This window comes from Catenuloplanes niger (assembly GCF_031458255.1).
GTDB lineage: Bacteria > Actinomycetota > Actinomycetes > Mycobacteriales > Micromonosporaceae > Catenuloplanes > Catenuloplanes niger.
Genome location: NZ_JAVDYC010000001.1, coordinates 558,410 through 584,086, shown reverse-complemented (window position 1 = coordinate 584,086; position 25,677 = coordinate 558,410). Strand labels below are relative to the sequence as shown.

Sequence of the window (25,677 nt, the reverse complement as noted above, 5' to 3'; positions counted from 1 at the left end):
ATAGCGTGACCGCGATGAACATCGACGCCCGGCGCGGTACGCGCCGCACGCTGACCCTGCTCCTGGTGCTGGCGGCCTCGGCCGTGGCACTGCTCGCCCCGGCCACCGCGGCCCGCGCGGACGGTGTGGCCGGTGCCGACGTCCAGGTCGCGCAGACGCTCGGCGAGCGCGAGCTGACCGTGATCCTGCGCCGGGTGGCGGGCATCCCGGGCCCGCTGCACGTGGACGTGCTGACGCACACCGGCTCGCCGCCGGGCGAGTTGCGGCTCGCGGTCGCACCGGCCGGCGCCGCGTCCGATGTGGACGTCGGCGCCCGGGTCGGTGTGCCGGGCGCCGCGACCACGGTGCGGCTGGGCGCGGCGGCCGGCAGCCACCCGGCCGTGCTGACCGTGGACCGGGCCGGGCCGTGGGAACTGTGGCTGGACGACGGCACGCGGCGGGCCCGGATCCCGTTCGAGGTGCCGCGGCTCGTGTCGTCGCCCGCCGAACGTACCGTCTATCTGGGTTTCGTGGCCGCGGGTGTGCTGTTGGCCGTGACGCTGGCGGTCGCGGTCCGGGCGCGCAACGGTGGCTGGGTGTTCCTGCCGGCCGGCGGGATCGTCGCGGCGTGCGCGGCCGCGGTCACGGCCGCGCTGCTGTCCGCGTCGATGCCGGAGCCGGTCGCGCACGCGGACCCGACCGTGGACGGCGCGAACGATCCGTACGCGGTCCTGCGCGCCGACTCGGCGCACGAGTCCCGCCCGCCGGTGCAGCTGACGATGTCGGGCACGCCGGCGCGGTCCGGTGAGCCGGTCACCGTCCGGTTCGGACTGACCGACGGCGGGACCGGGTTGCCGGCCGACGACGTGCTCGTGCACGACGCCGCGCTGATGCACCTGCTCGTGGTGGGCCCGGCCGGGCGGCTGTGGCACCTGCACCCGGTGATGACCGGGCCGGGCGCGTTCGAGGTGCTCTTCACCGCGCCGTACGCGGGCCACTACGCGGTCTCCGCCGAGCTGTCCCGGCGCGGCGGCGGGCTGCAGCTGATCCGGTCGCCGCGCGGCTTCACGGTCGACGGCACACCGCCGCCGGCCGGCCCCGCCGCGCCCGGTGACGCCGGCTCCCCGGTCGTGGCGTCCGGGAGCCGGGTGGCCGGGGCCGCGGGCGCGGTCCCGGTGCGGCTGAGCACGCCGGACCGGCTGGTGGCCGGCGCGCCGGCACTGCTCACGGCGCGGGTCGGCGACACCGCCACGCTGCAGCCGTGGCTGGGCATGGTCGGCCACATGATCGTCGTCGGGCCGCTGGACGCGGACCGGCCGGACACCGGCGCCGCCACCCAGGAGGCGGAGGTCTGGGCGCACAGCCACTCGATGGGCGCGATGAGCCACGACTCGCACGCGCGGACCATGAGCGGCCTGATGCCGCGCGCCGGGGACAGCCCCGCGGACGAGACCGTCGCCGCGTACGGCCCGGACGTGTCGTTCGTCTACGCGTTCCCGTCGCCCGGCACCTACCGCGTCTGGATCCAGGCCGAACGCGACTTCACCGTCCTCACCGCCGGCTACCTGCTGACCGTGACCGGGGACGGCCGATGAGCGCCTGGACGCTGCACCCCGGCCGCCGCGGCACCGCGACCCCGTGGATCGTGGCGCTCTTCGCCGCGCTGCTGGTCTGCGCCGCGGTCGCGGCCGGCACCCGCCCACGCCCGCCGGTCGCGTTCACCTCCGGCAACGACCGGTACGTGGTGACCGTGACGCTGCCGGACGACCGGGCCGGCACCGTACCGGTGGCGCTGACCGTGACCCGCCGCGACGGCGGACCGGGCGTGGTCCCGCCGGTCTCCGTGCAGGCGGTCGAGCCGGCGATGGGCCACGCGACGCCGCCGGTCCTGGCCGAGGCCGTGGACGCGTCCGCGTTCACGGTGCACGGCGTGCACCTGATGAGCCCCGGCCACTGGCGACTCCTCGTCACCGTGGCCGGTTCCGCACCGATCGTGTTCCCCCTCGCCGTCACCGGATGACGGCGGAGAACGGAGAGAGAACCCCCATGAGTTCCGCATCCGCCACGTTGGCGCGCGACCGCATCGATCCGGCGTTCGCCGGCGCGGTCGCCGTGCTGATCGGCCCGCTGCTGTCGCTGTTCGGCGGCAGCTGGGACATCCAGTGGCACCACGACGTCGGCCCGGACACGTTCTTCACGCTGCCGCACCTGTTCATCTACGCGGGTACCGCGATCGCCGGCGTCGTCAGCCTGGTCATGGTGCTGCGCGCCACCTGGGTGCAGCGCACCGGGCGCGCGGCCGAGCCGGCGACCGGCGGCCCGGCGGTCCGCGTGTTCGGCGGCGTCTTCACCGCGCCGCTGGGCTACCTGCTGTCCGGGGTGTCCGCGGCCGCGTTCCTGTTCTACGGCCTGATGGACCTGTGGTGGCACGGCGTCTACGGCTTCGACGCCTCCACCAGCTCGCCGCCGCACGTCGCGCTGTTCCTGACCATCTCGCTGACCATGGCCGGCACCGTGATCGTCTGCGCGGCCGCGCTGCCGGCTCGCTGGGCCCGGGTGGCGCTGGTCGTCGCGCTGTCGCTGCTGACGGTGTTCAGCCCGTTCATCACCACCGCGTTCGAGCCGCTGCCGACACCGTTCGACGCGGCGCTGATCGCGAAGGCGTTCTTCAGCGTGCTGCTGTTCGTGGTCGGCGCGCTGCTGCTGCGCACGCCGGCCGCGCCGGTCGCGATCGGCGGGCTGATCGCGGCGATGCAGGCGGTACTCTGGTTCGTCTCGCCGTGGGCCGCCCACGCGTACGCGGACTCAGTCGGCCTGCCACTCCGCGACGGCGTGGCCGGGGACGCACCGTCGTTCCCCGCGCGGCTGCCGGTGCTGATGGTGGTCGCGGCCGTCGTGGTCGCGGCGCTGCTGTGGCGGCTCGCCGGGCACCGCCGGCGGGCGCAGCTCGCGGGCGCGGCCGGCGGGCTGATCGTCAGCGCCAGCCAGCTGACCCAGGAGTCGCTGCTCGGCGAGCTGGGCCCGGCGCACGTCCCACCGATCGGGCTGCTCACGGTGGTGGCGCTGTGCGGCGCGGTGGCGGGCGCGCTCGCCGGTCACCTCGCGCTCCGGCTGGCCGCGCTGCTGACCGCACCGACGCCGGCGGCCGGCAACCCGGCGGCGGGTGCGCGAGCGTCCCGCACCCGGCCGGTCCTCGTCCCCCAGGAAGGTGTCTGACATGCGGATCGGGTTCGCGGCGCGACTGATCGCCGCCGTCACCGTCGTGCTGGTCGCGGCGCCCGCACCGGCGTACGCCTACGAACCGGTCGAGGTGGTGCACACCGAACGGGTGCAGGCCGGCCCGTACGCCATCACGGTCGGTTTCTCCCGCTGGCCGGTCCGGGCCATGCAGTCCCTGGACTTCAGCTTCATCCCGGACGGCGGCCTGACCGGCAAGTCAGGAACGCTGGAGCAGATCGGTCCCGGCATCGAGGACGACGACGTCGTCACGCCGCTGGCCCGGCACCCCCGCAAGCGGGACGTCTGGGGCCTGGACATCGCCGCGCTGCCCGCCGAGTCGGCCTACACGTTCCGGTTCACCGTCGACGGCCCGGCCGGCCGGGGCGTGGGCGAGCTGCGTGACATCCCGGTCGTCGCGCAGCCCGGCCCGCCGCTCGGGCTGAGCTGGGCGGTCGCGGTGCTGCCGCTGCTCGCGTTCCTCGGGTTCATGACGGTGGCCTGGCGCCGGGTGCGCCCGTCGCGGCACCTGACCCTGCTGGACTAGCGGACGGTCCCCGGGCGGCTCACCGCCGCCCGGGGACGACCAGCCCGTTCTCGTAGCCGAACACGACCGCGTGCACCCGGTCCCGCAGGCCCAGCTTGTTCAGGATCCGGCTGACGTGCGTTTTCGTGGTCTGCTCCGCGATGAACAACTCGGCCGCGATCTCCGCGTTCGACATGCCGGTCGCCATGTGCCGCAGCACCTCCCGCTCCCGGTCGGTGAGCGCATTCAGCGCCGGGGACGGCTTGCGCGGCTGCGCGCCGACGAAGTTCTCGATCAGCCGCCGGGTGACGCTGGGCGACAGCAGTGCCTCGCTGTTCGCCACCACGCGCACCGCCCGTACCAGTTCGTCCGGTTCGCTGTCCTTGAGCAGGAAGCCGCTGGCACCGGACCGCAGCGCCTCGTACACGTAGTCGTCGACGTCGAACGTGGTGAGCATCAGCACCCGCGGGGCCGGCGATCCGGAGAGCAGCTCGCGCGTGGCGGCCAGCCCGTCCAGCTCCGGCATGCGCACGTCCATCAGCACCACGTCCGGGCGCAGCGACCGGCCGAGCCGCACGCCGGCCCGGCCGTCCTCGGCCTCGCCGATCACGGTCAGGTCCGGCTGGGCGTCCAGGATCGCGCGGATGCCGGCGCGGATCATCGGCTGATCGTCCACGACCAGGACGCTGATCATGACTCGTTCTCCTCGCTGTTCAGGGGCAGGCACGCGGCCACCCGGTAACCGCCCTCGGGACGCGGGCCGGTCTCCAGCGTGCCACCGGCCTGCCGGGCCCGTTCCCGCATGCCGATCAGGCCGTGCCCGGCCCGGCCCGGGTCCTCGATCGCCCGGCGGGCCCGGCGGGCTCGGTCGTTGACCACCTCGACGGTGAGCGCCCGCTCGGTCACGCCGACCCGCACCCGGGTGTCCGCGCCGGGTGCGTGCCGCACCACGTTGCTCAGCGACTCCTGCACGATCCGGAACGCGGCCACGCCGACGGTCTCCGGGACGGCCAGGTCGCGTACCTCGTCCGGCACGGTCAGCGCGACCGCGATGCCGCCGCGCCGCGCGGAGACGGCCAGCTCGTCGAGGTCGCGCAGGCCCGGCGCCGGCCGCAGCGGCCGCTCACCCTCCTCGTCGCGCAGCAGCGACAGCAGCTGGCGCATCTCCCGCAGCGCGGTGCGGGTGCCGGCCGCGATCCGGCCGAACTCGGCGCGCGACTCCTCGTCGACGTGCTGCAGCCGGTACGCCGCCGACGTGGCCTGCATGTGGATGACCGACATGCTGTGCGCGACCACGTCGTGCAGCTCCCGGGCGATCCGGGTGCGCTCCTCCACCACGGCCCGCTGCGCCTGTTCCAGTGCCACGTCGCGGCGGGCGTCGGCGAGCTGCCGGCGGATCAGCGCGCGCTGCCGCCACAGGATCGCGCCGAACAGCACCAGCACCGAGTTCGTCGCGTAGACGACCAGCGTCTCGTCGGCCGCGTCGAAGTCGCGCCCGCGCGGGTCGAACGTGGCCAGCAGGATCAGGATCAGGCCGGAGGCCCACCAGGTCGCGACCGCCTCGCCCCACGGCCGGCACAGCCCGACCAGGCCGACGTAGAGGATCAGCACCAGCATCACGGGCACGGCCAGCGGCCACGCGCCCTCGTCGATCGGCTGCGTCCAGGCGAACACCACGACGGCGGCGAGCTGCAAAGCCGCGGCCAGCCGGGGGCGCACCGGCACCAGCGGCAGCGCGACGCAGCCCGCGGTCGCGGCGCCGAACGCGACCAGCACCGGCAGGTCGTAGAGGTCCGCGACCAGCGTGGCCGTGACGACCAGCAGCAGTCCGGTGACCGAACCCAGCACGACCCACCACAGCGTGCGTACCGGCCGGCCGTCCGTCACGTCGTTCACCCGTTCCTCGTCCCGCGCGTACGCTCGCCACGCTACCGACGAGGAACGGGCCGCGCGTCGTGCCGGCGGGGGAGCCCACCCCGTACCGGAGAGGTATGCGCCCCGGTCAGGCGGCCTCGATCCGCAGCGTGCCGAGGCCCGCGGACGCGTCGAGGTCCAACCGGTCGGTGGCGTCCTGCCAGTCGCGGGACTGGAAGACCTCGCCCTTCGCGATGCCGTTCTTCGACGCGCCGTCGATCTCCACGGTGCCGGCGCCCTGCCGGATCGCGACCCGGGCCGGGGCGCGCGCGGGGGTCCGTACCGTGAGCTGGTTGGCGCCCTTGGTCAGCGAGATCGGCAGCGTGCCGTCCGGCGCGGGCAGGCTCAGGTCGATGCTGGTGGCGCCGCCGGCCAGCGTCACCTCGGAGACCGGGGCCGCGCTCAGGTCGACCGCGCCGGAGTCGACCCCGGCCAGCAGCCGCACCGACCAGCGCACCTCGTCGCTGAGCAGCACCTCCACCTCCGCGGTGGCGTCCTCGTTCGCGCTCGGCGTGAGGAACAGCCGCACCTCGCCGTCCTCGGTGACCGTGTTCGGCCGCACCCCGCTCCGCTCCGGGGCGGTGATCCGGAACAGGTCCCCGTCCAGCGACGTGGTCCGTACCGCGAGGATCGTCACGTCGGTCAGCAGCGCGAACGTGGCCTCGTCCCGACCGTCCAGCGGCGCGGACTCGGTGCGTTCGTCGTCGGCCGGGGGCGGTTCGGCGGCGTCCGGGCCGGGAGCGGCGTCGTCCTCGTCCGGTGCCGGGCCGTCCGGTGCCGCGTTCTCCGGTGCCGCGTTCTCCGGGGCGGCCGCGTCCGGCGCGGCGGGCCCGGCGGTCGTGCCCTGGTCCGTGGCGCCGTCCGGCAGCTGCACCACGATCAGCGCGGTCAGGCCGACCAGCAGCAGCAGCGCCGTCGCGACGCCGGCCAGCACCCGGCCGCCGCGCCGCACCGCCGGCACCGCCGCGGTCTCCCCGTTCCAGTGCAGGTCGTCATCCGCCGCGGCCGGATGGACGAAGTCCTCGGCCAGCACGAGCTCCTCGAACGGGTCCCGCACGTCGGTGTCGTCCGGGGCGGTCACCGGCGCGACCGCGTTCGGCGGCACCGCCGCGGGCGGCGCCGGGTCGTCCAGGTGGTAGACGTCCGCCTCCGGGCCGATCCGGTGCGGTGCGTCCGGCCAGTAATCGGCGACCGACGGCCACCCGGCGGGCGGCTTCCCCGGCTCGTCGGCGGGATCCGCGGCCGGCGGTTGCGCCGCCGTCGTGACCTCCCCGGACGTCTGCTCCGATGCCCCGCCGCCCTGCGCCACAGTGACTCCCATCCGCCGGCATGTTGTCGCCCACCACATGGCACGCACGGAACGCCGCCATGGATCAACATCACGTGTGCGAAATCGTGTTCTCGCATGATCGACGCGGTGCCCGGCGCGCGGCCGGCGAGCCGGGTGGCGGCCGCGGGCGTACGCTGACCTGCGTGGATCATGAAGAGCGCATCGCCCTGTTCCTCGACTACGAGAACCTGGCGATCGGTGCCCGCGAGCACCTGGGCGGCCTGCCGTTCGCCCTGAAGCCGGTCGCGGACGCGCTGGCCGAGCGCGGCCGGGTGGTGGTGCGGAAGGCGTACGCGGACTGGTCGTACTTCGACGACGACCGCCGGATGCTCACCCGGTCCCACGTCGAGCTGATCGACATCCCGCAGCGGATGGGCGCGTCCCGCAAGAACGCCGCGGACATCAAGATGGTGGTGGACGCGCTGGAGCTGGCGTTCGAGCGGCCGTACATCTCCACGTTCGTGCTGTGCACCGGCGACAGCGACTTCACCCCGTTGGTGCACAAGCTGCGCGAGCTGAACAAGCGGGTGATCGGCGTCGGGGTGCAGAAGTCCACGTCCGCGCTGCTGCCGCCGGCCTGCGACGAGTTCCTCTACTACGACCGGCTGGAGGGGGTGGAGGTGCCGCCGGCCCGGCCGAGGCGGAGCCGCCCGGCCACCGCGCCGGTCGCCCCGCCGGAGCCGGAGGTGGCCGCCCCGGAGCCGGTCGAGGTGGTGGTGGCGGTGGAACCGGCCGCCGACGCCGAACCGTCCGCGCGGGACGCCGACGCGCTCGCCGCGCTGGTCGCGCAGAGCGTCACCGGTCTGCAGCAGAGCTCGAACGGCGCGGTGACCGCGTCCACGCTCAAGCGCACGCTGCTGCGCAAGGACCCGACGTTCAGCGAGGCCGACTACGGGTTCCGCGCGTTCGGCGAGCTGCTGCGCCACCTGCGCGAGCAGAACGTGATCGAGCTGAGCGACGGCTCGGCCAAGGGGGACCCGGAGGTCAGCCTGCCGGAGCACGGCGACCGGGAGGCCGCGTTCGGGGTGCTGCGCACGGTCGTCCAGGAGCTGGCCGCCGGCAACGGCGCGGTCGCGCTGTCCGGGCTGAAGAACCGGGTCCGCAAGGTCGCGCCCGGGTTCAGCGAGAAGAAGCTGGGGTACCGCTCGTTCCTGCAGTTCTGCAAGGCGGCCGCGACCAGCGGCGCGGTCGCGCTGGAGTGGAGCGCGGACGCGGACGACTACCTGCTGACGCCGCCCGGGGCGTGAGCCGGCCCCGGCGCGCCGGTCCGCCCGAATCGGGTGCGCCGGCGCGCCGGCCGGGCGCCGTGACGGCGTCAGTTCAGGTCGACCGTGACCGTCACGGTGACCCGCTTGCCGTCCACGGTGACCGCCGCGGGCTGGGCGGGGGTGAACGACCGCGGCGGCTGCGCCGGCGCGGTGCCCTGCGGCGACGCGAAGACCGGTGCGTCCGGGCGGAGCAGCACCTCGTACGCGTGGACGGTGTGCTCCTCGTTGCCGTAGCCGATGTTCGCCGCCCCGAACTCCCGGCGCACCTTGCCGAGCTGCAGGTTGTTGCCGTCGATCGACGCGCGCGCCACGTGCAGCGGGACGCCGTGGTGCTCGTGTCCGGCCTCGTACGCGTCGTCCGGCACGTGCCCGCCGACCGCGACGCCCCAGATGCCGCGGTCCATCAGCACCTCGTACTCGCCCGGCACGCCGATCTCGTCGCCACCCCAGGCGACGCCGGCCAGGCCGAGCCCGGGCCGGACCTTGCCGGGGTGCAGCCCGCCGTGCAGGCGCACCCGGCACACCCAGAGCGGCGAGCCGTCGTCGTCGTACCCGTGCGGGATCGCGCCCTCCGGGATGCGCCCGTCCGACGCCGTCTCCCACCGATAGTCCTTCATCTCACTCCTCGCGCAGACCGGACTCGTCGATGAGCCCGCGGCAGCAGGATAACGATGATGATCAGCGCGGCATCGCCGGTGTCGTCAACGACCGGAGAGGCGCAGATGGCGGTGCGCGGCCATCCGGACCGGCGCGTTCGCCTCGCCGCACGCGTCGTAGCCGCCGCGCCGCTCGACGATCTCGAAGAACACCCGGCCGCCGTGCACCGGCGTGTAGAAGTGCAGCAGTTCGCCGCCGTGCGCGTCCCGGTCGTAGAGGATGCCGTGGCGCCGCAACGGCTCGACCACGTCGCCGGGCAGGCCGAACCGGGCCGCCAGATCCGCGTAGTAGTTGTCCGGGATCGCCAGCCGCCGCGGCACCCGCGCCGCCGACGCCAGGATGTCCGGGGTGGAGAACGCGACGTGCTGCGGCTCGGGGACGCCGGGCGCCCACTCACCGCGGCGCAGCAGCGCGACGGTCAGCGCGAGGCGCACCTCGCGCCCGGCGGTGGCCAGCGCGCGCGAGCGCATCAGCCCGAACGGCGCGGCGAACTCCTCCGTCGCGAGCCGGTCCAGCCCGAGGACCGAGTGGTAGAACAGTCCGGCCTCGTCGAAGTGGTCGAACGGCTGCGTCAGTCCGATGTGGTCGGTGGCGATCAGCCCGCCGGCCGATTCGCCGGCCGCCGGTTCGCCGGTCGGCAGGAAGTCCGCGCGCCAGTCCGGGGACGGGCCGGTGAGGAACACGTCCGTGCCGTCCGGGGCGGTGATGGACGCGAGCGAGACCTCCCGTGGGCCGTGCGCGCTGACGTGCACCGGTGCCCGCAGCGCCTCCGCCCGGCGCAGCGCGGCCGCCGGGTCGTCCGTGCTGACCGCGATCGCGCTGATCGCGGCGCCCGGCCGGGTCACCGCGCTGTTCAGCACGACCCGGCAGGCTGACTGTTCCCACAGTTCGACGGGCTTGGTGCGGTGCTGGCCGGTGTGCGCGAAACCGAGGCCGCGCAACGCCTCGCGCAGCTGCGGGCCGGTGCCGCCGTCCACCGCGAACTCGGTGAACGCGTGACCGCGCAGCGCGGGCGCGGGCGGCAGCGGGCGCAGGCCGGCCCGGTCCTCCAGCGCGATCAGCGAGCGCATCGCGTCGACCGCGGTGCGCGCCGGGTCCGACTGCCGGAAGACGTCGTTGAACACCTCCAGGGACAGCGGTCCGTCGTACCCGGCGGCGTGAATGGTGGTGATCAGGCCGGGCAGGTCGAACGCGCCCTGGCCGGGGAAGAGCCGGTGGTGGCGGCTCCACTGCAGCACGTCCATCCGCAGGTGCGGCGCGTCGGCCAGCTGCACGAAGAAGATCTTGCCGGGCGTGACGGCCGCGATGCCGTCCGGGCTGACGTCGCGGGACAGGATGTGGAACGAGTCCAGGCACAGCCCGAGCGCGGGGTGGTCGGCCGCGCGCACGATCCGCCACGCGTGGTCCCAGGTGGACACGTGGCGGCCCCAGGCGAGCGCCTCGTAGGCGATCCTGATCCCGCGGTCGGCCGCCCGATCGGCCAGCCGGGAGAGCTGTTCCGCGGCCAGGCCGTCGTCGTCGCGGGCGTCCGGCGACACCGACGAGCAGACCAGCATGGTGTCCGTGCCGAGCGCCGCCATCACGTCGAACTTGTGGGCGGCCCGGCGCAGGTTGGCCTCCAGCCGCGCGGGCGGCACCGCCTCGAAGTCGCGGAACGGCTGGTAGAGGTCGATCGACAGGCCGAGGTCGGCGCACCGGGCCCGGATCTCGGCCGGCGACCACGGCGACACCACGAGGTCGTTCTCGAACAGCTCGATGCCGTCGAAGCCGGCCGCCGCCGCGGCGGTCAGCTTGTCGTCCAGCGTCCCGGAGACGCACACCGTCGCAATCGACCGCCGCATTCCGTACCCCTAAATCCGTAGATATCCGGTCAACAGGTCGCCGAGCATGGTGCGGTAGTGCTCCCGGCGCGCCGGGTCGAGCAGGTCGCGGTCGAAGAGCGCGCCGAACGTGTGCCGGTTCGCGACCCGGAAGAAGCAGAACGAGCTGATCATCAGGTGTACGTCGAGTGCGTCCACGTCCGTGCGGAACACGCCGTCCGCCTGGCCGCGCTCCAGCACGCCGTGCAGCAGATCCACGGCCGAGCTGTTCAGGTCGGCCATCCGCGCGACGTGCGCGACGTGCCGGGCCTGCTGCGCGTTCTCCACGCCGACCAGCCGGATGAACGCGGGGTGCGCCTCGTGGTGGTCGAACGTGACCTCGGCCAGCCGCCGCACCGCCGTGACCGGGTCCAGATGTTCCACGTCCACGGCCCGCTCGGCGGCCCGGATCTCGGAGTACGCCCGCTCCAGCACCGCGCGGTAGAGCTGCTCCTTGCCGCCGAAGTAGTAGTAGATCATCCGCTTCGTGGTGCGGGTGCGGGCCGCGATCTCGTCCACCCGCGCGCCGGCGTAACCGCGGGTCGCGAACTCGTCCGTTGCCACGTCGAGGATCTCGGCCCGGGTGCGCGCGGCGTCCCGGCGACGTTCCACCGGTGCGGCCACGGTCATCTTCTCCATCCCCCCAGTCTGCCCGCGGGACTTGACACCACTCGATGTGACCCGGATAACTAACGTACCAGTTCGTACATTCAAAGGAGTCTAAGGATGCGGTGTGGACTGATCGGCGCCGGGATCGACGCGTCGTTCTCGCCCGCGCTGCACGAGACCGAGGCCCGCCGGCAGGGCCTCGACCTGCGCTATGAGCTGATCGACGTGGACCGGGCGGGCACCCCGGCCACGCTCGGCCGGCTGCTCGACGACGCCGAACGCGACGGCTTCGCCGGGCTCAACATCACCCATCCGTTCAAACAGCACGTCGTCGGGCTGCTCGACCGGCTGTCGCCCGCGGCGAGGGCGATCGGCGCGGTCAACACCGTCGTGTTCCGCGACGGTGAGCGGCACGGGCACAACACCGACGCCTACGGCTTCACCGAATCCTTCCGCACCGGACTGCCCGATGTGGACACCGCCCGGGTCGTGCAGCTCGGCGCGGGCGGCGCCGGCGCCGCCTGCGCGCACGCGCTGCTCGGCCTGGGCGTCGGGCACCTCACCGTGGTCGACCCCGACCTGGACCGGCGCGGGCTGCTCGCCGAGACACTCAGCCTGCACGCGGACGCCGACCGGATCGCGGTGGCGGCTCCATCCGAGCTGCCCACCGCGATCGCGCCGGCCACCGGACTGGTCAACGCCAGCCCGGTCGGCATGCACCGGCACCCCGGCCTGCCGCTCCCGGCGGAGCTGCTGCATTCCGGCCTGTGGGTCGCCGACATCGTCTACATGCCGGTCCACACGCCGCTGCTGCGCACCGCCCGCGCGGCCGGCCTCCGCACGCTCGGCGGCACGGCGATGTGCGCCTACCAGGCCGCCGCCGCGTTCGAGCTCTTCACCGGGCGCACCGCGGACATCTCGCGGATGCTGCGCCACCTTGACGTTCTGCTCTCCTAGGAGTGCGACATGACTGACCTGCCCGCTCCCGTACCGCTGCGGCGGATGATCGGCCCCGGCGTCGTCGCGGTCGGCATCGGCATGGCCGCCGGCGAAATCATCCTCTGGCCCTACCTCACCGTCCTCGGCGGGCTCGGCCTGCTCTGGCTCGCGATCAGCACGCTCGTCGTGCAGTTCGTCATCAACATGGAGATCGAGCGCTACACGCTGGCCACCGGGCAGACCGTGGTCGCAGGCTTCTCCCGCTGGTGGACGGGCTGGGGCGTGCTGATCTGCCTCGGCGGCGCGTTCCAGTACGTCTGGCCCGGCTGGGCGACCAGCGGCTCCACCGTCTTCACGTACCTGATCGGCGGCGGCGACCCGGTCTGGATCACCGTGCTGGTTCTGGTGACCATCGGAGTGCTGCTGTCCGTGTCCCGCGTCGTCTACACCACGGTCGAGCGCGTCGAGACGGTGAAGGTGCTGCTCACGCTGTTCTTCCTGCTGGTCGTGGTCATCTTCGTCATCTCGCTGTCCACCTGGGGCGCCGGCGCCCGGGCCGCGGTCGTCGAGTTCGGCCGCATCCCGCCGGAGATCACATTCGTGATGCTGCTCAGCGCGATCGGCGCGGCCGGCGCCGGGGGAGTGCACAACCTGGTGCTCAGCAACTGGATCCGGGACAAGGGGTACGGGATGGGCGCGCACGTGCCGCGCCTGATCTCGCCGATCACCGGGCGTTCGGAACCGGCCGGCGCGGACCGTTTCGATCTCGCGGTGGACGAGGGCAACCTCGAGCGCTGGCGGGTCTGGTGGCGCCGTGCGAACGTGGAGCACCTGGTCACGTTCGTGGTCGTCTGCCTGCTCACCATCACGATCATGAGCCTGCTGGCGTACGAGACGCTGGCCGGCCGCGGCGACCTCAAGAACGATCCGTCGTTCCTGCGCGTCGAGGGTGACGTGCTGGCCGACCGCGTCGGTGTCTGGCTCAAGCTGCTCTTCTTCGCGATCGCCGCGGTCTCGCTCTGGGCCGCCGCGATGGGCCTGCTCGACGTGATCGGCCGGCTCACCGCGGACTTCGTGCACCGCGTCTACACGCCCGGGTCCACCCGGTGGACCGAGCCCCGCCTCTACCTGCTGGTCGTCTGGACCGAGATCGTGCTCGGCTCGACCATCCTGCTGGCCGGCTTCAGCCAGCCGCTCGGCCTGCTCATCGTCTCCACCTGTGCCGCCTCGGTGGTCACGCTGGTCTACTCGATCCTCCTGGTCCGCCTCAACACCAAGAATCTGCCCGCACCGGTACGGCTGAGAGGCTGGCGGCTCGGCGGCATGCTGATCGCGATCGCGTTCTACGGCTTCTTCGCCATCGCGATGATCGTGACCCAGCTCCAGCGCCTGTGACCCTTCAGTCCAGCCTCCTGGGATGACCCTGGGTGGTGTGCCGTGCGCCGCCGACGCGATCCGCGGTCCTTGTAACCTGCTGCGCATGGTGCGCGAGCCGGTCCGGACATCGTTGGTCGTCGTCGGCGGCGCCGGCGCGGTCGTGCTGGCCGGCGTGGCCGTCGGCGAGACGCTCGGCTACGCCGGGTTCGCGACCGCCTGGACCGTGCACTTCACGCTGATGGCCTGGATGTCCGCCGTGCTCACCGCCGCCGACCCGGGACTGTCCGGCGCCTGGTTCCGCGTCCGCGCCTGGGAGCGGGCCTCTACCGCCGGCTCGGCGCCTGGTCGTTCATGCGCCTGCTCCGCCGGATCGGCTGGGAACGCGCCATGCGGGCGTCCCGCGCCTTCGACGGCACCCGCGCCACGCTGCCGGCCTTCGACCGCGACACCCGCCGCTCCGAACTCGCCCACACCGTCCTGGCCGGGGCCGGCCTCCTGCTGGCCGTCGTGGCCGCGATCGCCGGGGCGTGGACCGCGGTCGCCTGGCACGCCGCCCTGACCACGGTGCTGCACGTCTACCCGACCATGCTGCAACGCGCCATGCGGGCCCGGCTGGCCCGCCTCCGGCCGGCACCTGACGACGTCGCCGCGCCACCGCCGGCCTGACCCGCCGTGGTGCGGTGCCGCGGACCGGTGCGGTGCCGCGCATCGGCGCCGTGCCGCGGACCGTTGGGGGTGCTGCGGACCGTGGGGGCGCTGCGGATCGTGCGCGGGGTTGCGGACCGTGGGGGTGCTGCGGATCGTGCGCGGGGCTTGCGGACCGTGGGGGTGCTGCGGACCGGTGCGGGTGTGGTGCGGTCCGGGCGCAGGGCTTCGGCGACGGGACGCCCGGCCGATCGGTGCGGGGACGTTCGGACTCCGGGTGAGGCGGGATCGATGGGAATGCGGCGAATCGCGGTCCGTGGGGCGGCGGTGGCGGTCGGCGCCTGCCTGCTGGTGCCGGCCGGGCAGGCGGCGCCGGCGATGGCGGACACGTCCACGGCACAGGCGCAGGCGGTCTCGCTGACGCTGCTCGGCGGGCCGGCGGCGACGCCGGTCAGCGCGGTGAACAACACCGGCGAGCAGCAGACGCAGACGTCCGGTGCGGCACCGGGACTCGGGCTGCTCGGGGAGCAGACGCTGATCTCGGCGGGGGCACTGGTGCAGCGGGCCATCGCGTACCCGGACGGCACCTCCGTCGCGTGCGCCGGCCTGGCCGGGACCGGCGGGACGATCACGGTCGGCGCCGACGGCTCGTGCGCGGTCTCCGGCGGCGACGGTATCGAGATCAACCTTCTCGGGCTCGCCACCATCAGGGCCGACGCCGTCATCGCGTCCTGCCGCGCCGTCGCCGGTGCGGCGCCGGTCGCCCAGGTCTCGCTGGCCGACGCGTCCGTGCTGCTGCTCGGACTGCCGCTGTCCGGCCTGTCGCCCTCCGCCGGGCCGAACACCGGCGTCGACGTCCCCGGCGTGGCCACGCTGCTGCTGGACGCCCGCGATGTCCCGTCCGGCACCGGCAGCGTCCGCGCCACCGCGCTCCGGATCAGCCTGCTCGGCAGCACCGTCGCGGCCGACATCGGCATCGTCACCTGCGGCCGCAACGCCGTCGTCAAGCCGGTTCCCGCGCTACCGGCCCACACGCTGCCGTTCGTCGGCGCGGCCCTCGGCGCCGCCCTCTGGCTCGGCCGCCACCGCCTCCGCGCCCTCACCGCGGCCCTCCGCACGACCCGCTGAACCGCGACGCCTCGACCACCGCGCCGGCCGTCCGGCCGCCGCCCACTCCGCGTCAGTGCGCCGAAATCTGTCCCGCGGCACCGCGTCGGCGTCCGCTCCGTGGCAGTGCGCCGGAATCTGTTCCGCGGCACCGCTCCGCGGCAGCACGCGGCGTTTGCCCCGCGTCGCGTCCGGCCTGCGGCAGCGCGCCGCGTCTACTCCGCAGCACCGCGCCGGCGTGTGCTCCGGCGCGCCGCGCCGGCGTGTGCTCCGCGGCGCCGAGCCGGCGTCCGGCCCGCGGCGCCGCGGGCGAATCTGCCGCGTGCGGATCGCCCGGTCCGGTCGGCCGTCGTGCCGCCCCGTGCGGGCGGGACGGCACGACGGACGCCTAGACCGCCGGCCGGCGGCGGCGGGACAGCCAGAACGCGACCGCGCCGCCGGCGACGACCACGGCCGCGATCGCGATCGCGATCGCGATCAGCGCCGTCGGCCCGGTCGGTGCGGATCCCGTGGTGGCCGGGGGAGCGGCGGCGGCCGCGGTGGTCGGCGCGGCCGCGGGTGCGCCGGCGCCGACCGTGAACGCGTACGAGCCCTGCACCGGATGCCCGTCCTTGGACACCACCCGGTACGCGACCGTGTAGACGTTGTCGCCGGGCGTACCGGTGACGGTGATTCGTGCCCGGGCGCCGTCGACCTCCGGTGCGGACACCGCGACCCGGGTCTTCGCCGCGTCCGTCACGATCAGCTGCGTGTACGTCGGGTTCAGCGCCTCCGCGAACTCGAGGACGATCTCCGTGGGTACGGCGTCCAGGCGCGCGCCCTCGGCCGGCACCGACGAGGTGAGCCGGTTGTGCGCGGCCGCGGGCGCGGCCGGGACCAGCACCGCGAGCGTCAGCGCCAGCACCGCGACCGCGAGCCGGCGGATCATGCCAGCACCTGCTGCCCGATCCAGCCGCCGGCCGGCACGCCGGGCGGGACGGCGAACACGGCCGAGCCGATCGGCGTGATCCACTCGTTCATCAGGTCCTTCTCCGCCAGCCGCGTCTGGATCGGGATGTACTGCCGGACGACGTCCGCCTGGTAGGCGGCGAAGATCAGTCCGCAGTCCGCGGTCCCGTCCGGCGCCGGCGCGTCGTCGTAGTTGTACGGCCGGCGCACGATCTTCAGCCGGTCGTCGGTCTGCCGGGCGCGGGTGACGTGCGCGAAGTCCGGCATGACCGGGAACCCGGTCGCGTCCAGCTTCGCGAAGTCCGGCTCGTCCAGTTCGGTCGTGCCGGTCAGCGGCGCGCCGGTGTCGAGCCGGCGGCCGACCGCGTGTTCCTTGTCGGTGCGGCCGAGCAGGTCCCACTCCTCCAGTTCGGCGCGGATCCGGCGGACCACCAGCTGGGTGGAGCCGTCCTCCCGCCAGACCGCGGTGCCGAACGACGGCGTGCCGGACGCCGGGTTCGCGGTGCCGTCCAGCTGGCCGAGCAGGTTGCGCTGGGTGCGGCCGATGGCCTCCGTGCCGGCGCTGCGACGGAACCCGCGCTGCACCCACCGTACGGTCGCGAACGGCCGGCTGTCCTTGATCAGCATGCGTTGCGCGTGGGTGACCGTGATCGGGTCGTCCGCGCAGATCTGGATCAGCAGGTCGCCGCCGCTCCAGCGGTCCTCCAGCCGGTCGATCTGCGGGAACGCGGGCAGCTGCGCGACCGGGGAGGGCAGGCCGGCGGCCGCGTACAGGCCGGGCCCGAACCCGAACGTGACGGTCAGCCGGGCCGGGACCACGGCCAGTTCCGCCTCGGTGTCGGCCAGCGGCGCCTCACCCCGGGTGAGTCGGGCCGCGTCGTCGGTGAGCAGACGCATCATCCGGCGCAGCGCGTCGCGGTCCGTGCCGGGCAGCAGCGTGAACGCGACGAACGCGCCGTGCGCCTGGGGGATCGTCTCGACGCCGGACTGGCGGGCACCGTAGAACGGCTCGATCGCCTGGCCGTGGTCGACGAGGACCGGTGCCGCCGGTGCGGGTGTCTGTTGTGGACGGGCCGCGACCACCGCACCGCCCGCGACGGCGCCGCCGAGTGCGGCGGCACCGCCGGTGAACAGCCCGCGTCGGCTGATCGGGCGTGCGGTCACGAATGGGCCCCGGCCGACATCGACGGCATGGCACCGCCGTGCGCGCCCGGCGCGTACGACTCCTGGGCGCCGGTGAACGGCTTGCCGACCGCGGTGAACCGGACGGTCGAGCCGTCGCCGAGCGTCAGCGTCAGCGTGATCTCGTCGCCGGCCTTCACCGGTGTGGTCAGGCCCATCATCATGATGTGGTCGCCGCCCGGCTGGAGGGCGTGCTCGCCACCGGCCGGGATCGTGAAGCCGCCCTGCTTCGGCTGCATCTGCATGGCGCCGTTGACCATGGTCGTCTCGTGCAGCTCCATCATCGGCGACACGTCGGTCGCCGCGGAGACGACGGTGACGTCCGTGGTGCCGCCGTTGACGAGCGTGCCGAACGCGGCGGTCATGCCCTCGTCCGCCGCCTTGATCCACGGGTCCTTCATGGTCAGCCCGGACGTTGCCGCGGGCGCGCTCGCCGCGGTGCTGGTGGCGCTCGGCGCGGGTGCGGCTGCCGTGCTGTCGTTCGCACACGCGGTGAGCCCGCCCAGCGCCAGTGCCAGCGCCAGTCCGGCACCGAAACGCGAGGTCCTACCCATCAGTTCAGTCCTCCTCGATGATCGTTCGGTGCGTTGGTCGGCGGCGGTACGCGAACAGTTCCCGCGATCTCGTGGCGTTGCCGTGGCGGGGGCGCGGACCTTCGGGCCACCGTGGTCCGCGCGACTGCGTCCGCTCGCGTGCCGGCGTACCCGCGTGGGTTGCCGATTTTGATCTTCTGGATCGCGGAAAGCGCATAAAGTGGTCAAGATCGGACTTACCAGACATGGGGGCTTGCATGGCGCTTTCGCGCACTCATAGAAGGCGATGGCTCACGGCAGCCGCGTCGGCCGCGACCGGGGTGGGGATGCTGACCGCGTTCGCGGCCGCACCGCCGACGGCCGGGGCGGCGCTGCCGATGCCGTCGGCGGAGCCGGGAATGACGGTGTCGTTCGTGGCCGGCAACCAGCACCAGGGCCCGCCGACGCCGGGCCCGGCGACCTCGTCGCACCTGTTCCAGCCGGCGGACATCGCGTTCGACCCGGCCGGCAACCTCTACGTGGCCGACCCGGAGAACTGCGTGGTGGAGAAGGTCACGCCGGCCGGGCAGCTGTCCGTCTTCGTCGGCTCCACCGCCGGTTGCACGCCCCGCAACGGCGTCGACAAGTACGGCAGCCTGACCTGGTGGGAGGGCAACCTCTACATCGGCGGCTCGCTCGGCTACATCTACCGGGCGGACGCGAACGGCAACCTGACGGTGGTGGCCGGCAGCGGGGGGCAGGGCGTGCCGGGCACCGGGCCCGCGCTGTCGCAGCAGTTCACCCTGCCGATGCAGATGACGTCGTACGCCGGTGGGATCTACTTCGGCGACAAGGGCGCCTCCAAGGTCGTCAAACTGGACCCCGTCGCCGGCCAGGTGACCGTGATCGGCGGTGACGGCGGCACCGGCACCCAGGCGCAGGTGGGCCTGCCGGCGACGCAGGTGTCGATCGTCAACCCGGCCGACGTCGCGATCGGCAAGGACGGCTCGGTGTTCGTCGCCGACAACGACACCGGCACGATCCTGCGGATCGGGACGGACGGCCTCATCAAGGACACGTTCTTCCACCCGATGCCGTTCGGCCTCGGGTTCGACCCGACCGGCAGCACGCTGTACGCGGCCTCCGGCTACGGGACGATCTCCCGGGTCGACACCACGACCGGTGCGTTCACGGTCGTGGCCGGCATGCCGTTGCCGAAGTCCGCCCGCGAGCAGGCCGGGCTGGCCCGCCAGCCGCTCACGATCGAGGTGAAGGCCGGGCCCGCGCTGGAGACCATGCTGGGCTTCCCGTTCGGCCTGGAGGTCGCGGCCAACGGCGAGATCTACTCGTCGCTCGCGATGAGCGCGCTCGTGATCAAGCTGACGAAGGCCGCGGTGCCGCCGCCGCCGTTCACCGGGCCGGACACACCGGTGGTCACCGCGGCGCCGTCCGTCTCACCGTCCGTCGCTCCGTCCGTCTCACCGTCCGCGGTGCCGACCTCCGCGGCCCCGTCCGTGGTGCCGTCGGTGGTGCCGACGACGCCGGGGCCGGTGGTCACGTCGCCGGCGCCGGACCCGGCGAATCCGCCGCAGATCAACCTGAACCTGCAGCTGGCGGTGGACGCGCCGTTGACGGGCGCGAGGGCCACGGTCAGCGGTGGCGGCCTGCAGCCGTCCTCGCCGTACACGTTGACGATGTACTCCACGCCGGTGGAGGTCGCTCGCGGCACGACGAACGCGGCCGGCGCGTTCAACGCGGTGATCACCATGCCGGCCAAGGCCTGTGTCCGGGGCGGCGCGCACCGGCTGGTGCTGACCGGCACCGCGCCGGGCGGGGCGAAGCTGGAGGACTCCAGCTACGTCGTGCTCGACGACACCTGCAAGGCGAAGAGCATCAACAATGTGACCGCGCCGGTGAACAACACCGTGACGCTGCAGTCCTTCACGTTCCCGCGCCTGTCCGCGAAGCTCCGCCCGAAGGCCCAGCGCACGCTGCGTGACCTCCGGGGCGCCCTGACCAGCGCCAAGGCCATCACGATCACCGGCTACACGGAGACCGACAGCAAGGGCAAGGCCGCCACCAGGGCCAACAAGCGGCTGGCGCTCAAGCGCGCCGACGCGGTCCGCGCCCACCTGCGGAAGATGGGCATCACCGTGCCGATCTCCACGGTCGGCGCCGGCGGCGTCAACGGCCTGGGCCAGGGCCAGAAGTTCAACCGCCGGGTGGTGATCGTCGTCCGGTACTAGGGCCGGTATCGAAGGAGACCGGGGCGGCCGTGGTCACAGCAGTCCGCGCGACATCGCGGTGGTGACTGCGGCCGTCCGGTCGGAGACGTCCAGCTTCGCGAACGCGCGCAGCAGGTGCGTCTTCACGGTCGCCTCGCTGATGTGCAGGTGGCGGCCGATCTCCGCGTTCGTGTGCCCCCGCGCGACCAGCCGCAGCACCTCCAGCTCGCGCGCGGACAGGCCCGGCGCGGCCGGCTGCCGCACCTGCCGGACCAGCCGGCCCGCGACGGCCGGGGCCAGCACGGTCTCGCCGCGCCCGGCCGCCCGGATCGCGCCGGTCAGCTCCGCGCGGCTGGCGTCCTTGAGCAGGTAACCGGACGCGCCCGCCTCGACCGCGCGCAGGATGTCCGCGTCCGTGTCGTACGTGGTGAGCACGACCACCCGGGTGGCGGGCAGCTCGGCCAGGATCAGGCCGGTCGCGGTCGCGCCGTCCACACCCGGCATGCGCAGGTCCATCAGCACCACGTCCGGGCGCAGCGCGCGGGCCGCGGTCACCGCCTCCGCGCCGGAGCCGGCCTCGCCGACCACGTCCAGATCGGGTTCCGCGCCGAGCATGCCGCGCAGTCCGTCCCGGACCACCGGGTGGTCGTCCACCAGCAAAATCTTGATCATGAGGGTACGTCCAACTCGATCGTGGTTCCGGCTCCGGGCGCGGAGGTGACGGTGAGACGGGCGCCGATCTGCGCGGCCCGGGCCCGCATGCCGCGCAGCCCGTACCCGCCGTGGTCCGGCTCCTGGTCGAAGCCGATGCCGTCGTCGCTGACGGTCAGGCGGCCGCCGACCAGGTCCACGGTGACGGTGGTCGCCCGCGCATGCCGGCGGACGTTCGCCAGCGCCTCCTGCACGGTCCGCACGATCACCACCTCGACCGCGGTCGGGAAGTCGCCGCTCTCCACGTGACACTGCGCGCCGTGCGAGGCGGCCAGCCGGTGCAGCACCTCGGCCAGCGGCCGGCCGTGCAGGTCCGCCGGCGCCAGCACGGTCACCATGGCCCGCGCCTCGGCCAGGTTCTCCCGCGCGGTCCGCAGCACCAGCGCCAGGTGCCGGTCCGCCGCGGCCCGGTCCGTGTCCAGCTCGGACTCGATCGCCTGGGCCAGCGTGACGATACTGGTGAAGCCCTGCGCGAGCGTGTCGTGGATCTCCGCGGCCAGCCGGGCCCGTTCCGCCGTCACGCCCGCGTCGTGCGACAGCGCCGCCACCCGGGCGCGGCTCGCCTCCAGTTCCTCGATCAGCCGGGCCCGTTCCCGGCTCTCCCGGGAGATCCGGTCGATGGTGGTGCCGAGCAGCGCGGAGAACGCCAGCCCGAGCAGCGCGATCCCACCGTCGATCCGCAGCTCCTCCCACCCGGCGCGGTGCAGCACGTCGACCGGCAGCGGCGTCAGGTTCAGCGCCGCGGCCGTGACCAGCGCGGCGCGGGACGGCATGCACAGGAACGGCATCGGCGCGATCCCGAACAGCGCGAACGTGCTCATCTCCGACGCCGACACCGCGATCCCGAACAGCGCGACCAGCACGACGCCGAACCAGACGCTGCCGTGCGCGGTGTCGTCGTCCTCGTGCGGCGCGATCCGCCGGCCCCAGAACAGCCAGGCGGCCGCGATCAGCGCGAGCGCGGCCACCGACACCGCGCGGGCGGCCGGGGACGTCTCCGCGTTCCGGGCGACGGACACCGCCACCACGACCAGCGCGGTGCCGCCGAAGGCGTCCCACGGCCACAGCCAGCGCTTCATCGCGTGCGGCGGTCCGTCCAGCGGAACGTCGCCAGGCACAGCGCCAGGCCCACCAGGCACCACGCGGTCAGCACCAGCGCGATCCTGCCGTGCTCCCACGAGCCCGCCACCTCCTGCGCGGCCACCGCGTCCGGCAGGAAGACCGACCGGAAGCCCTGACCCATCCACTTCACCGGGAACCACGACGCCACGGTCAGCATCCCATCCGGCAGCGTGGTGACGTGCACGAAGATGCCGGAGGTGAACTGCAGCGCCAGCACCGGCAGGTTCATCACCGCGGGTGCGCTGCGCGTGGACCGGGCCAGCGTGCTGGCGGCGATGCCCAGCAGCGTGCAGGCGACCACCGACAGCGCCATCAACCAGGTGAACGTGATCCAGCGCCCCGTGTCGCCGGGCAGTTCAAGGTCGAAGAGCAGCACCGCGACGGCCAGCATCAGTGCGACGGACGCGGCCGTGGTCACCGCCACCAGCACGATCTTCCCGATCAGGTACGCACCGGCCGTGACCGGCGTGCCGCGCAGGCGCTTCAGCGTGCCGTCCTCGCGGTCGGCGACGATGCCCATCCCGATGCTGATGAACGCGGTCGACAGGATGCCGTAGGCGACCATCCCGGCCGCGAACACCTGGCTGACCGTCACGTCCGGGACGCCGTCCAGCGGCTCGTCGAATATCATTCCGAGCAGGATCAGGATCACCGTGGGCAGCGCGAACGTGAACACCACGGCGTCCCGCTCGCGGAAGTAGGCGCGCACCTCGGCCGCGCCCCGGGCCAGGCCGGTCCGCAGCGTGGAGGGCAGCGGCAGGGTCTCGGTCGTCATCGGTTCTCCCCGATCAGCTCCAGGTAGACGTCCTCGAGGCTGCGCGGCTGCACGCGCAGCCCGGTCACCGGCGTCGCGCGGCCGGCCAGCGTGGACAGCAGCGGCAGCGGCGCGTCCGTCACCACCCGGTGCGGGCCGTCCCCGTCCTGCCAGCTGACGACCGACTCCGCGGTCCGGCCGCCGATCACGTCCGGCGTGCCCTCGGCCACGACCCGGCCGCCGGCCAGCACCGCCAGCCGGGTCGCGAGCGCCTCCACCTCGTCCAGGTAGTGGCTGGTCAGCACGATCGTGGTGCCGTCCGCGGCGAGGTCGCGGATCAGCGACCAGAACGCCCGGCGGGCCTCCGGGTCGAAGCCGGTGGTCGGCTCGTCCAGGAAGAGCAGCTCCGGGTCGCCGACGATGCCGAGCGCCACGTCCACCCGCCGGCGCTGACCGCCGGAGAGCGTGCGCAGTCTCGCGCCGGCCTTCGTGTCCAGGCCGCAGCGTTCGATCACGGTGTCCGGGTCACGTGGCCGGGGATAGAAGCCGGCCACGTGCCGGACGTACTCGCGCACGGTCAGCTCACCGCCGTCCTGCGCGCCCTGCGGCACGATCCCGAGCCGGGACCGCCAGCGGCGCCCGGCGTGGCCCGGGTCCTCGCCGAGCACCCGCACCGCGCCGCCGTCGCGCCGGCGGTAGCCCTCCAGGATCTCGACCGTGGTGGTCTTGCCGGCGCCGTTCGGGCCGAGCAGCCCGAACACCTCGCCGCGGGCGACCGTCAGCGTGACGCCGTCGACGGCCGTGTGCGGGCCGTACCGTTTTCTGAGGTCCTCGACCTCGATGACTGCCATGCACTCGATTCTTCGGGCGCACGACGGCCCGCGGGACGACCGGTGGACGGAATCCGGTTGTCCACCGGTTGGTGGACACGCGCGTCAGGCGGCCGGCTTGACCAGGCTCATCCAGCGCGCGGCCTCGGCGGACGGCAGCTGCTCCGCGGTCACCGACGGCACCATCAGCGGGTACGGCCGGCCGGTGTTCCAGCTGCGCCGGTACGGCGGCGGGTCCAGCACCACGACGCGCGCGCCCTCGTAGACCGGGATGTCCGCCGGCCGGCCCTCGTTCCAGATCCAGGTGCCCTCGCCGTCGACCAGGTTCACCCGGCCGATCATGCCGCCCTCCGGCTCCAGCTCGGGCCCGTCGGTCGCGGCCGCGATCTCCGCCTCGGACGGGCGGTCGTCGCCGTCCAGCAGCGCGGCCGCCAGCAGCGTGTGCAGCTGGAAGTTGTCACCGATCCCGCTGATCGTGACCTCGAACGCGCGCCCGGTCGCCCGGTGCAGCACGATCAGCGGCTCGTCGTCGAGGACCAGCAGCAGCCCGTGCAGCCAGCCGGCCGTGCCGATCCACTCGCGGGTCGCCTCGACCGCCGCGACCAACCGCTCGCGCTGCGGCAGCGCCACCCGCACGTCGCGGCGCTGCGCCAGGTAGAGCACCGGCTGCACCCAGACGTCGGCGGTGAACCACGCCTCGATCAGCGTCTGTCCCTCTACCTCGGACAGTCCGTGTGTCGCCGCGCCCTCGGCGAACCGCTCGATGGCGAGCCCGATCGCCTCGTGGTCGTCCGGGCTCGGGGTCTCGCCGTACGCCTTCTCGTGCAGCGCGTGGAACCGGGCCGCCGCCTCCAGCACCTCGCAGGCGCGCTCGACCAGCACCGGCAGCACCAGGTCCGGCGTGCCACCGAAGTCGACCATGCTGCCGGCCAGCTGCGCGAGGTGTCCGCCCACACCGATCGGCAGCCCCGCCAGCACCGGCGCGAGCCGGGTCAACGCGGCCGCGACCTCGTCCGGCCGGGACCGCGGCGTGGCCTGCGCCAGGTCCTGCATCGCCTCGCCGAACGCCTCCCGGTCCAGCGCCTCCAGCGCGGCGATGACGGCGTCGACGGATGTCTCGAGTACCCGATCCTGCATGGCGGAGATCGTACGCTGGGCCCCATGACCGATCTCCGCGACCGCTTCCGCGCACTGCACACCGACGGCACGTTCGTCATGCCGAACCCGTGGGACACCGGCTCCGCGCGGCTGCTGGAGAGTCTCGGCTCCGCCGCGCTCGCCACGACCTCCTCCGGCCTGGCCGCGGCGCTCGGCAGACTCGACCAGCGGGTGACGCTGGCCGAGCTGTGCGCGCACGTGGCCGCGCTCACCGCCGCGGTCGGCGTGCCGCTCAACGTGGACGCGGAACGCTGCTTCGACGACGTCGCCGCGACCGTGGACGCGCTCGCGGACGCCGGAGCGGCCGGGATCTCCATCGAGGACTACGACCCGGCCACCGGTGCGGTCACGCCGGCCGGGGACGCCGCCGCGCGGGTCGCGGCCGCCGCGGAGGCCTGCGCCCGGCACGGCATCGTGCTCACCGCCCGCGCCGAGAACCACCTCTACGGCCACGACGACCTGGACGACACGATCGCCCGGTTGCGCGCCTACCGGGCGGCCGGCGCGGACGTGCTCTACGCCCCCGGCCTGCGCACGCCGGACGACATCGCCCGGGTGGTCGCCGCGGCCGGCGCGCCGGTCAACGTGCTCGCGGTGGCCGGCGCCCCGAGCGTCCCGGAGCTGGCCGCGCTCGGCGTCCGCCGGGTCTCCACCGGCGGCGCTCTCGCCTGGGCCGCCTACGGCGCGGCCCGCACCGCCGCGCTGGAGCTGCTCGGCCCCGGCACCACCACGTTCCGCGCGAACTCGCTGACCGAGGAGGAGATCGGCCGCGCCTTCGGCAGCGAACGTGAGTGACCATCGCGTACGGT

Annotated in this window: 25 protein-coding genes; 11 read left to right on the top strand and 14 right to left on the bottom strand. The window is 73.9% G+C overall.

Features of this window, described 5'->3' with window-relative positions:
- Positions 1–14 precede the first annotated feature (14 nt).
- Genes J2S44_RS02585 through J2S44_RS02570 form a run of 4 tightly spaced genes read left to right on the top strand, consistent with a single transcriptional unit; the run spans position 15 to position 3,742 of the window.
- A complete protein-coding gene (locus tag J2S44_RS02585) occupies positions 15–1,574 on the top strand; it encodes a hypothetical protein (RefSeq protein WP_310408695.1) in 1,560 nt (519 codons plus the stop codon).
- Positions 1,571–1,999: a hypothetical protein gene (locus tag J2S44_RS02580; RefSeq protein WP_310408693.1), complete on the top strand. Its 429-nt coding sequence runs from the start codon at positions 1,571–1,573 to the stop codon at positions 1,997–1,999. Before J2S44_RS02585 ends, J2S44_RS02580 begins: the two co-directional genes overlap by 4 nt.
- Positions 2,000–2,025: 26 nt before the next feature.
- The gene (locus J2S44_RS02575) at positions 2,026–3,195 is read left to right on the top strand and encodes a hypothetical protein (protein WP_310408691.1); all 1,170 of its coding nucleotides are present in this window, start codon (positions 2,026–2,028) and stop codon (positions 3,193–3,195) included.
- A 1-nt stretch (position 3,196) separates the two neighbouring features.
- On the top strand, positions 3,197–3,742 hold the full coding sequence (locus tag J2S44_RS02570; RefSeq protein ID WP_310408689.1) for a hypothetical protein: 546 nt from the start codon (positions 3,197–3,199) through the stop codon (positions 3,740–3,742).
- Positions 3,743–3,761: 19 nt separating this feature from the next.
- On the opposite strand, the gene J2S44_RS02565 is transcribed toward J2S44_RS02570, so the two are convergent.
- The 3 genes from J2S44_RS02565 to J2S44_RS02555 form a co-directional block, all read right to left on the bottom strand.
- The gene (locus tag J2S44_RS02565; protein WP_310408688.1) at positions 3,762–4,415 is read right to left on the bottom strand and encodes a response regulator; all 654 of its coding nucleotides are present in this window, start codon (positions 4,413–4,415) and stop codon (positions 3,762–3,764) included.
- Positions 4,412–5,617, bottom strand: coding sequence for a sensor histidine kinase (locus tag J2S44_RS02560; RefSeq protein ID WP_310408687.1), 1,206 nt, complete (start codon positions 5,615–5,617; stop codon positions 4,412–4,414). The genes J2S44_RS02565 and J2S44_RS02560 overlap by 4 nt, the downstream gene beginning before the upstream one ends.
- Positions 5,618–5,723: 106 nt before the next feature.
- Positions 5,724–6,956 carry a hypothetical protein gene (locus J2S44_RS02555; RefSeq protein ID WP_310408686.1) on the bottom strand — a complete coding sequence of 411 codons (1,233 nt, stop codon included), beginning with the start codon at positions 6,954–6,956 and terminating at the stop codon, positions 5,724–5,726.
- A gap of 152 nt (positions 6,957–7,108) precedes the next feature.
- Between J2S44_RS02555 and J2S44_RS02550 the strand changes: the two genes are divergently transcribed.
- Positions 7,109–8,212, top strand: a complete 1,104-nt coding sequence (locus J2S44_RS02550; protein ID WP_310408685.1) for an NYN domain-containing protein — start codon at positions 7,109–7,111, stop codon at positions 8,210–8,212.
- Between the two features lie 68 nt (positions 8,213–8,280).
- Here J2S44_RS02550 and J2S44_RS02545 read toward each other — a convergent pair whose 3' ends face one another.
- From J2S44_RS02545 to J2S44_RS02535, 3 genes are all read right to left on the bottom strand, one after another.
- Positions 8,281–8,850: a DUF3421 domain-containing protein gene (locus J2S44_RS02545; RefSeq protein ID WP_310408684.1), complete on the bottom strand. Its 570-nt coding sequence runs from the start codon at positions 8,848–8,850 to the stop codon at positions 8,281–8,283.
- Positions 8,851–8,934: 84 nt separating this feature from the next.
- The gene (locus J2S44_RS02540; protein WP_310408682.1) at positions 8,935–10,731 is read right to left on the bottom strand and encodes a sugar phosphate isomerase/epimerase and 4-hydroxyphenylpyruvate domain-containing protein; all 1,797 of its coding nucleotides are present in this window, start codon (positions 10,729–10,731) and stop codon (positions 8,935–8,937) included.
- A 9-nt stretch (positions 10,732–10,740) separates the two neighbouring features.
- Positions 10,741–11,388 carry a TetR/AcrR family transcriptional regulator gene (locus J2S44_RS02535; RefSeq protein ID WP_310408679.1) on the bottom strand — a complete coding sequence of 216 codons (648 nt, stop codon included), beginning with the start codon at positions 11,386–11,388 and terminating at the stop codon, positions 10,741–10,743.
- Positions 11,389–11,475: 87 nt separating this feature from the next.
- On the opposite strand from J2S44_RS02535, the gene J2S44_RS02530 reads away from it, so the two are divergent.
- From J2S44_RS02530 to J2S44_RS02515, 4 genes are all read left to right on the top strand, one after another.
- Entirely contained in the window at positions 11,476–12,315 is an 840-nt protein-coding gene (locus J2S44_RS02530) for a shikimate dehydrogenase (protein ID WP_310408677.1), read from the top strand.
- 9 nt (positions 12,316–12,324) lie between these two features.
- Complete coding sequence (locus J2S44_RS02525; protein WP_310408675.1) at positions 12,325–13,692, top strand: Nramp family divalent metal transporter; 1,368 nt, start codon at positions 12,325–12,327, stop codon at positions 13,690–13,692.
- A gap of 108 nt (positions 13,693–13,800) precedes the next feature.
- A complete protein-coding gene (locus J2S44_RS02520) occupies positions 13,801–14,340 on the top strand; it encodes a glycosyl-4,4'-diaponeurosporenoate acyltransferase CrtO family protein (protein ID WP_310429454.1) in 540 nt (179 codons plus the stop codon).
- Between the two features lie 270 nt (positions 14,341–14,610).
- Positions 14,611–15,447 (top strand): hypothetical protein, encoded by an 837-nt coding sequence (locus tag J2S44_RS02515; protein ID WP_310408673.1) that lies wholly within the window; start codon positions 14,611–14,613, stop codon positions 15,445–15,447.
- 367 nt (positions 15,448–15,814) lie between these two features.
- Here J2S44_RS02515 and J2S44_RS02510 read toward each other — a convergent pair whose 3' ends face one another.
- The 3 genes from J2S44_RS02510 to J2S44_RS02500 are packed head-to-tail and all read right to left on the bottom strand — an operon-like array spanning position 15,815 to position 18,110.
- Positions 15,815–16,354 carry a copper resistance CopC family protein gene (locus J2S44_RS02510; RefSeq protein WP_310408672.1) on the bottom strand — a complete coding sequence of 180 codons (540 nt, stop codon included), beginning with the start codon at positions 16,352–16,354 and terminating at the stop codon, positions 15,815–15,817.
- Positions 16,351–17,523: a Dyp-type peroxidase gene (locus J2S44_RS02505; protein WP_310429451.1), complete on the bottom strand. Its 1,173-nt coding sequence runs from the start codon at positions 17,521–17,523 to the stop codon at positions 16,351–16,353. The genes J2S44_RS02510 and J2S44_RS02505 overlap by 4 nt, the downstream gene beginning before the upstream one ends.
- Positions 17,524–17,534: 11 nt before the next feature.
- The gene (locus J2S44_RS02500; protein WP_310408670.1) at positions 17,535–18,110 is read right to left on the bottom strand and encodes a copper chaperone PCu(A)C; all 576 of its coding nucleotides are present in this window, start codon (positions 18,108–18,110) and stop codon (positions 17,535–17,537) included.
- A 305-nt stretch (positions 18,111–18,415) separates the two neighbouring features.
- Between J2S44_RS02500 and J2S44_RS02495 the strand changes: the two genes are divergently transcribed.
- On the top strand, positions 18,416–20,314 hold the full coding sequence (locus J2S44_RS02495) for an OmpA family protein (protein WP_310408669.1): 1,899 nt from the start codon (positions 18,416–18,418) through the stop codon (positions 20,312–20,314).
- A gap of 33 nt (positions 20,315–20,347) precedes the next feature.
- Here J2S44_RS02495 and J2S44_RS02490 read toward each other — a convergent pair whose 3' ends face one another.
- From J2S44_RS02490 to J2S44_RS02470, 5 genes are all read right to left on the bottom strand, one after another.
- Positions 20,348–20,965, bottom strand: a complete 618-nt coding sequence (locus J2S44_RS02490; RefSeq protein ID WP_310408668.1) for a response regulator — start codon at positions 20,963–20,965, stop codon at positions 20,348–20,350.
- Positions 20,962–22,122 carry a sensor histidine kinase gene (locus J2S44_RS02485; RefSeq protein WP_310408666.1) on the bottom strand — a complete coding sequence of 387 codons (1,161 nt, stop codon included), beginning with the start codon at positions 22,120–22,122 and terminating at the stop codon, positions 20,962–20,964. The genes J2S44_RS02490 and J2S44_RS02485 overlap by 4 nt, the downstream gene beginning before the upstream one ends.
- Positions 22,080–22,901, bottom strand: a complete 822-nt coding sequence (locus J2S44_RS02480) for an ABC transporter permease (protein WP_310408665.1) — start codon at positions 22,899–22,901, stop codon at positions 22,080–22,082. The genes J2S44_RS02485 and J2S44_RS02480 overlap by 43 nt, the downstream gene beginning before the upstream one ends.
- Entirely contained in the window at positions 22,898–23,731 is an 834-nt protein-coding gene (locus J2S44_RS02475; RefSeq protein ID WP_310408664.1) for an ABC transporter ATP-binding protein, read from the bottom strand. The genes J2S44_RS02480 and J2S44_RS02475 overlap by 4 nt, the downstream gene beginning before the upstream one ends.
- 84 nt (positions 23,732–23,815) lie before the next feature.
- Positions 23,816–24,847 carry a hypothetical protein gene (locus tag J2S44_RS02470; RefSeq protein ID WP_310408662.1) on the bottom strand — a complete coding sequence of 344 codons (1,032 nt, stop codon included), beginning with the start codon at positions 24,845–24,847 and terminating at the stop codon, positions 23,816–23,818.
- A 24-nt stretch (positions 24,848–24,871) separates the two neighbouring features.
- Here J2S44_RS02470 and J2S44_RS02465 point away from each other — a divergent pair, with 24 nt between their 5' ends.
- On the top strand, positions 24,872–25,663 hold the full coding sequence (locus tag J2S44_RS02465) for an isocitrate lyase/PEP mutase family protein (protein WP_310408661.1): 792 nt from the start codon (positions 24,872–24,874) through the stop codon (positions 25,661–25,663).
- Positions 25,664–25,677: the final 14 nt, after the last annotated feature.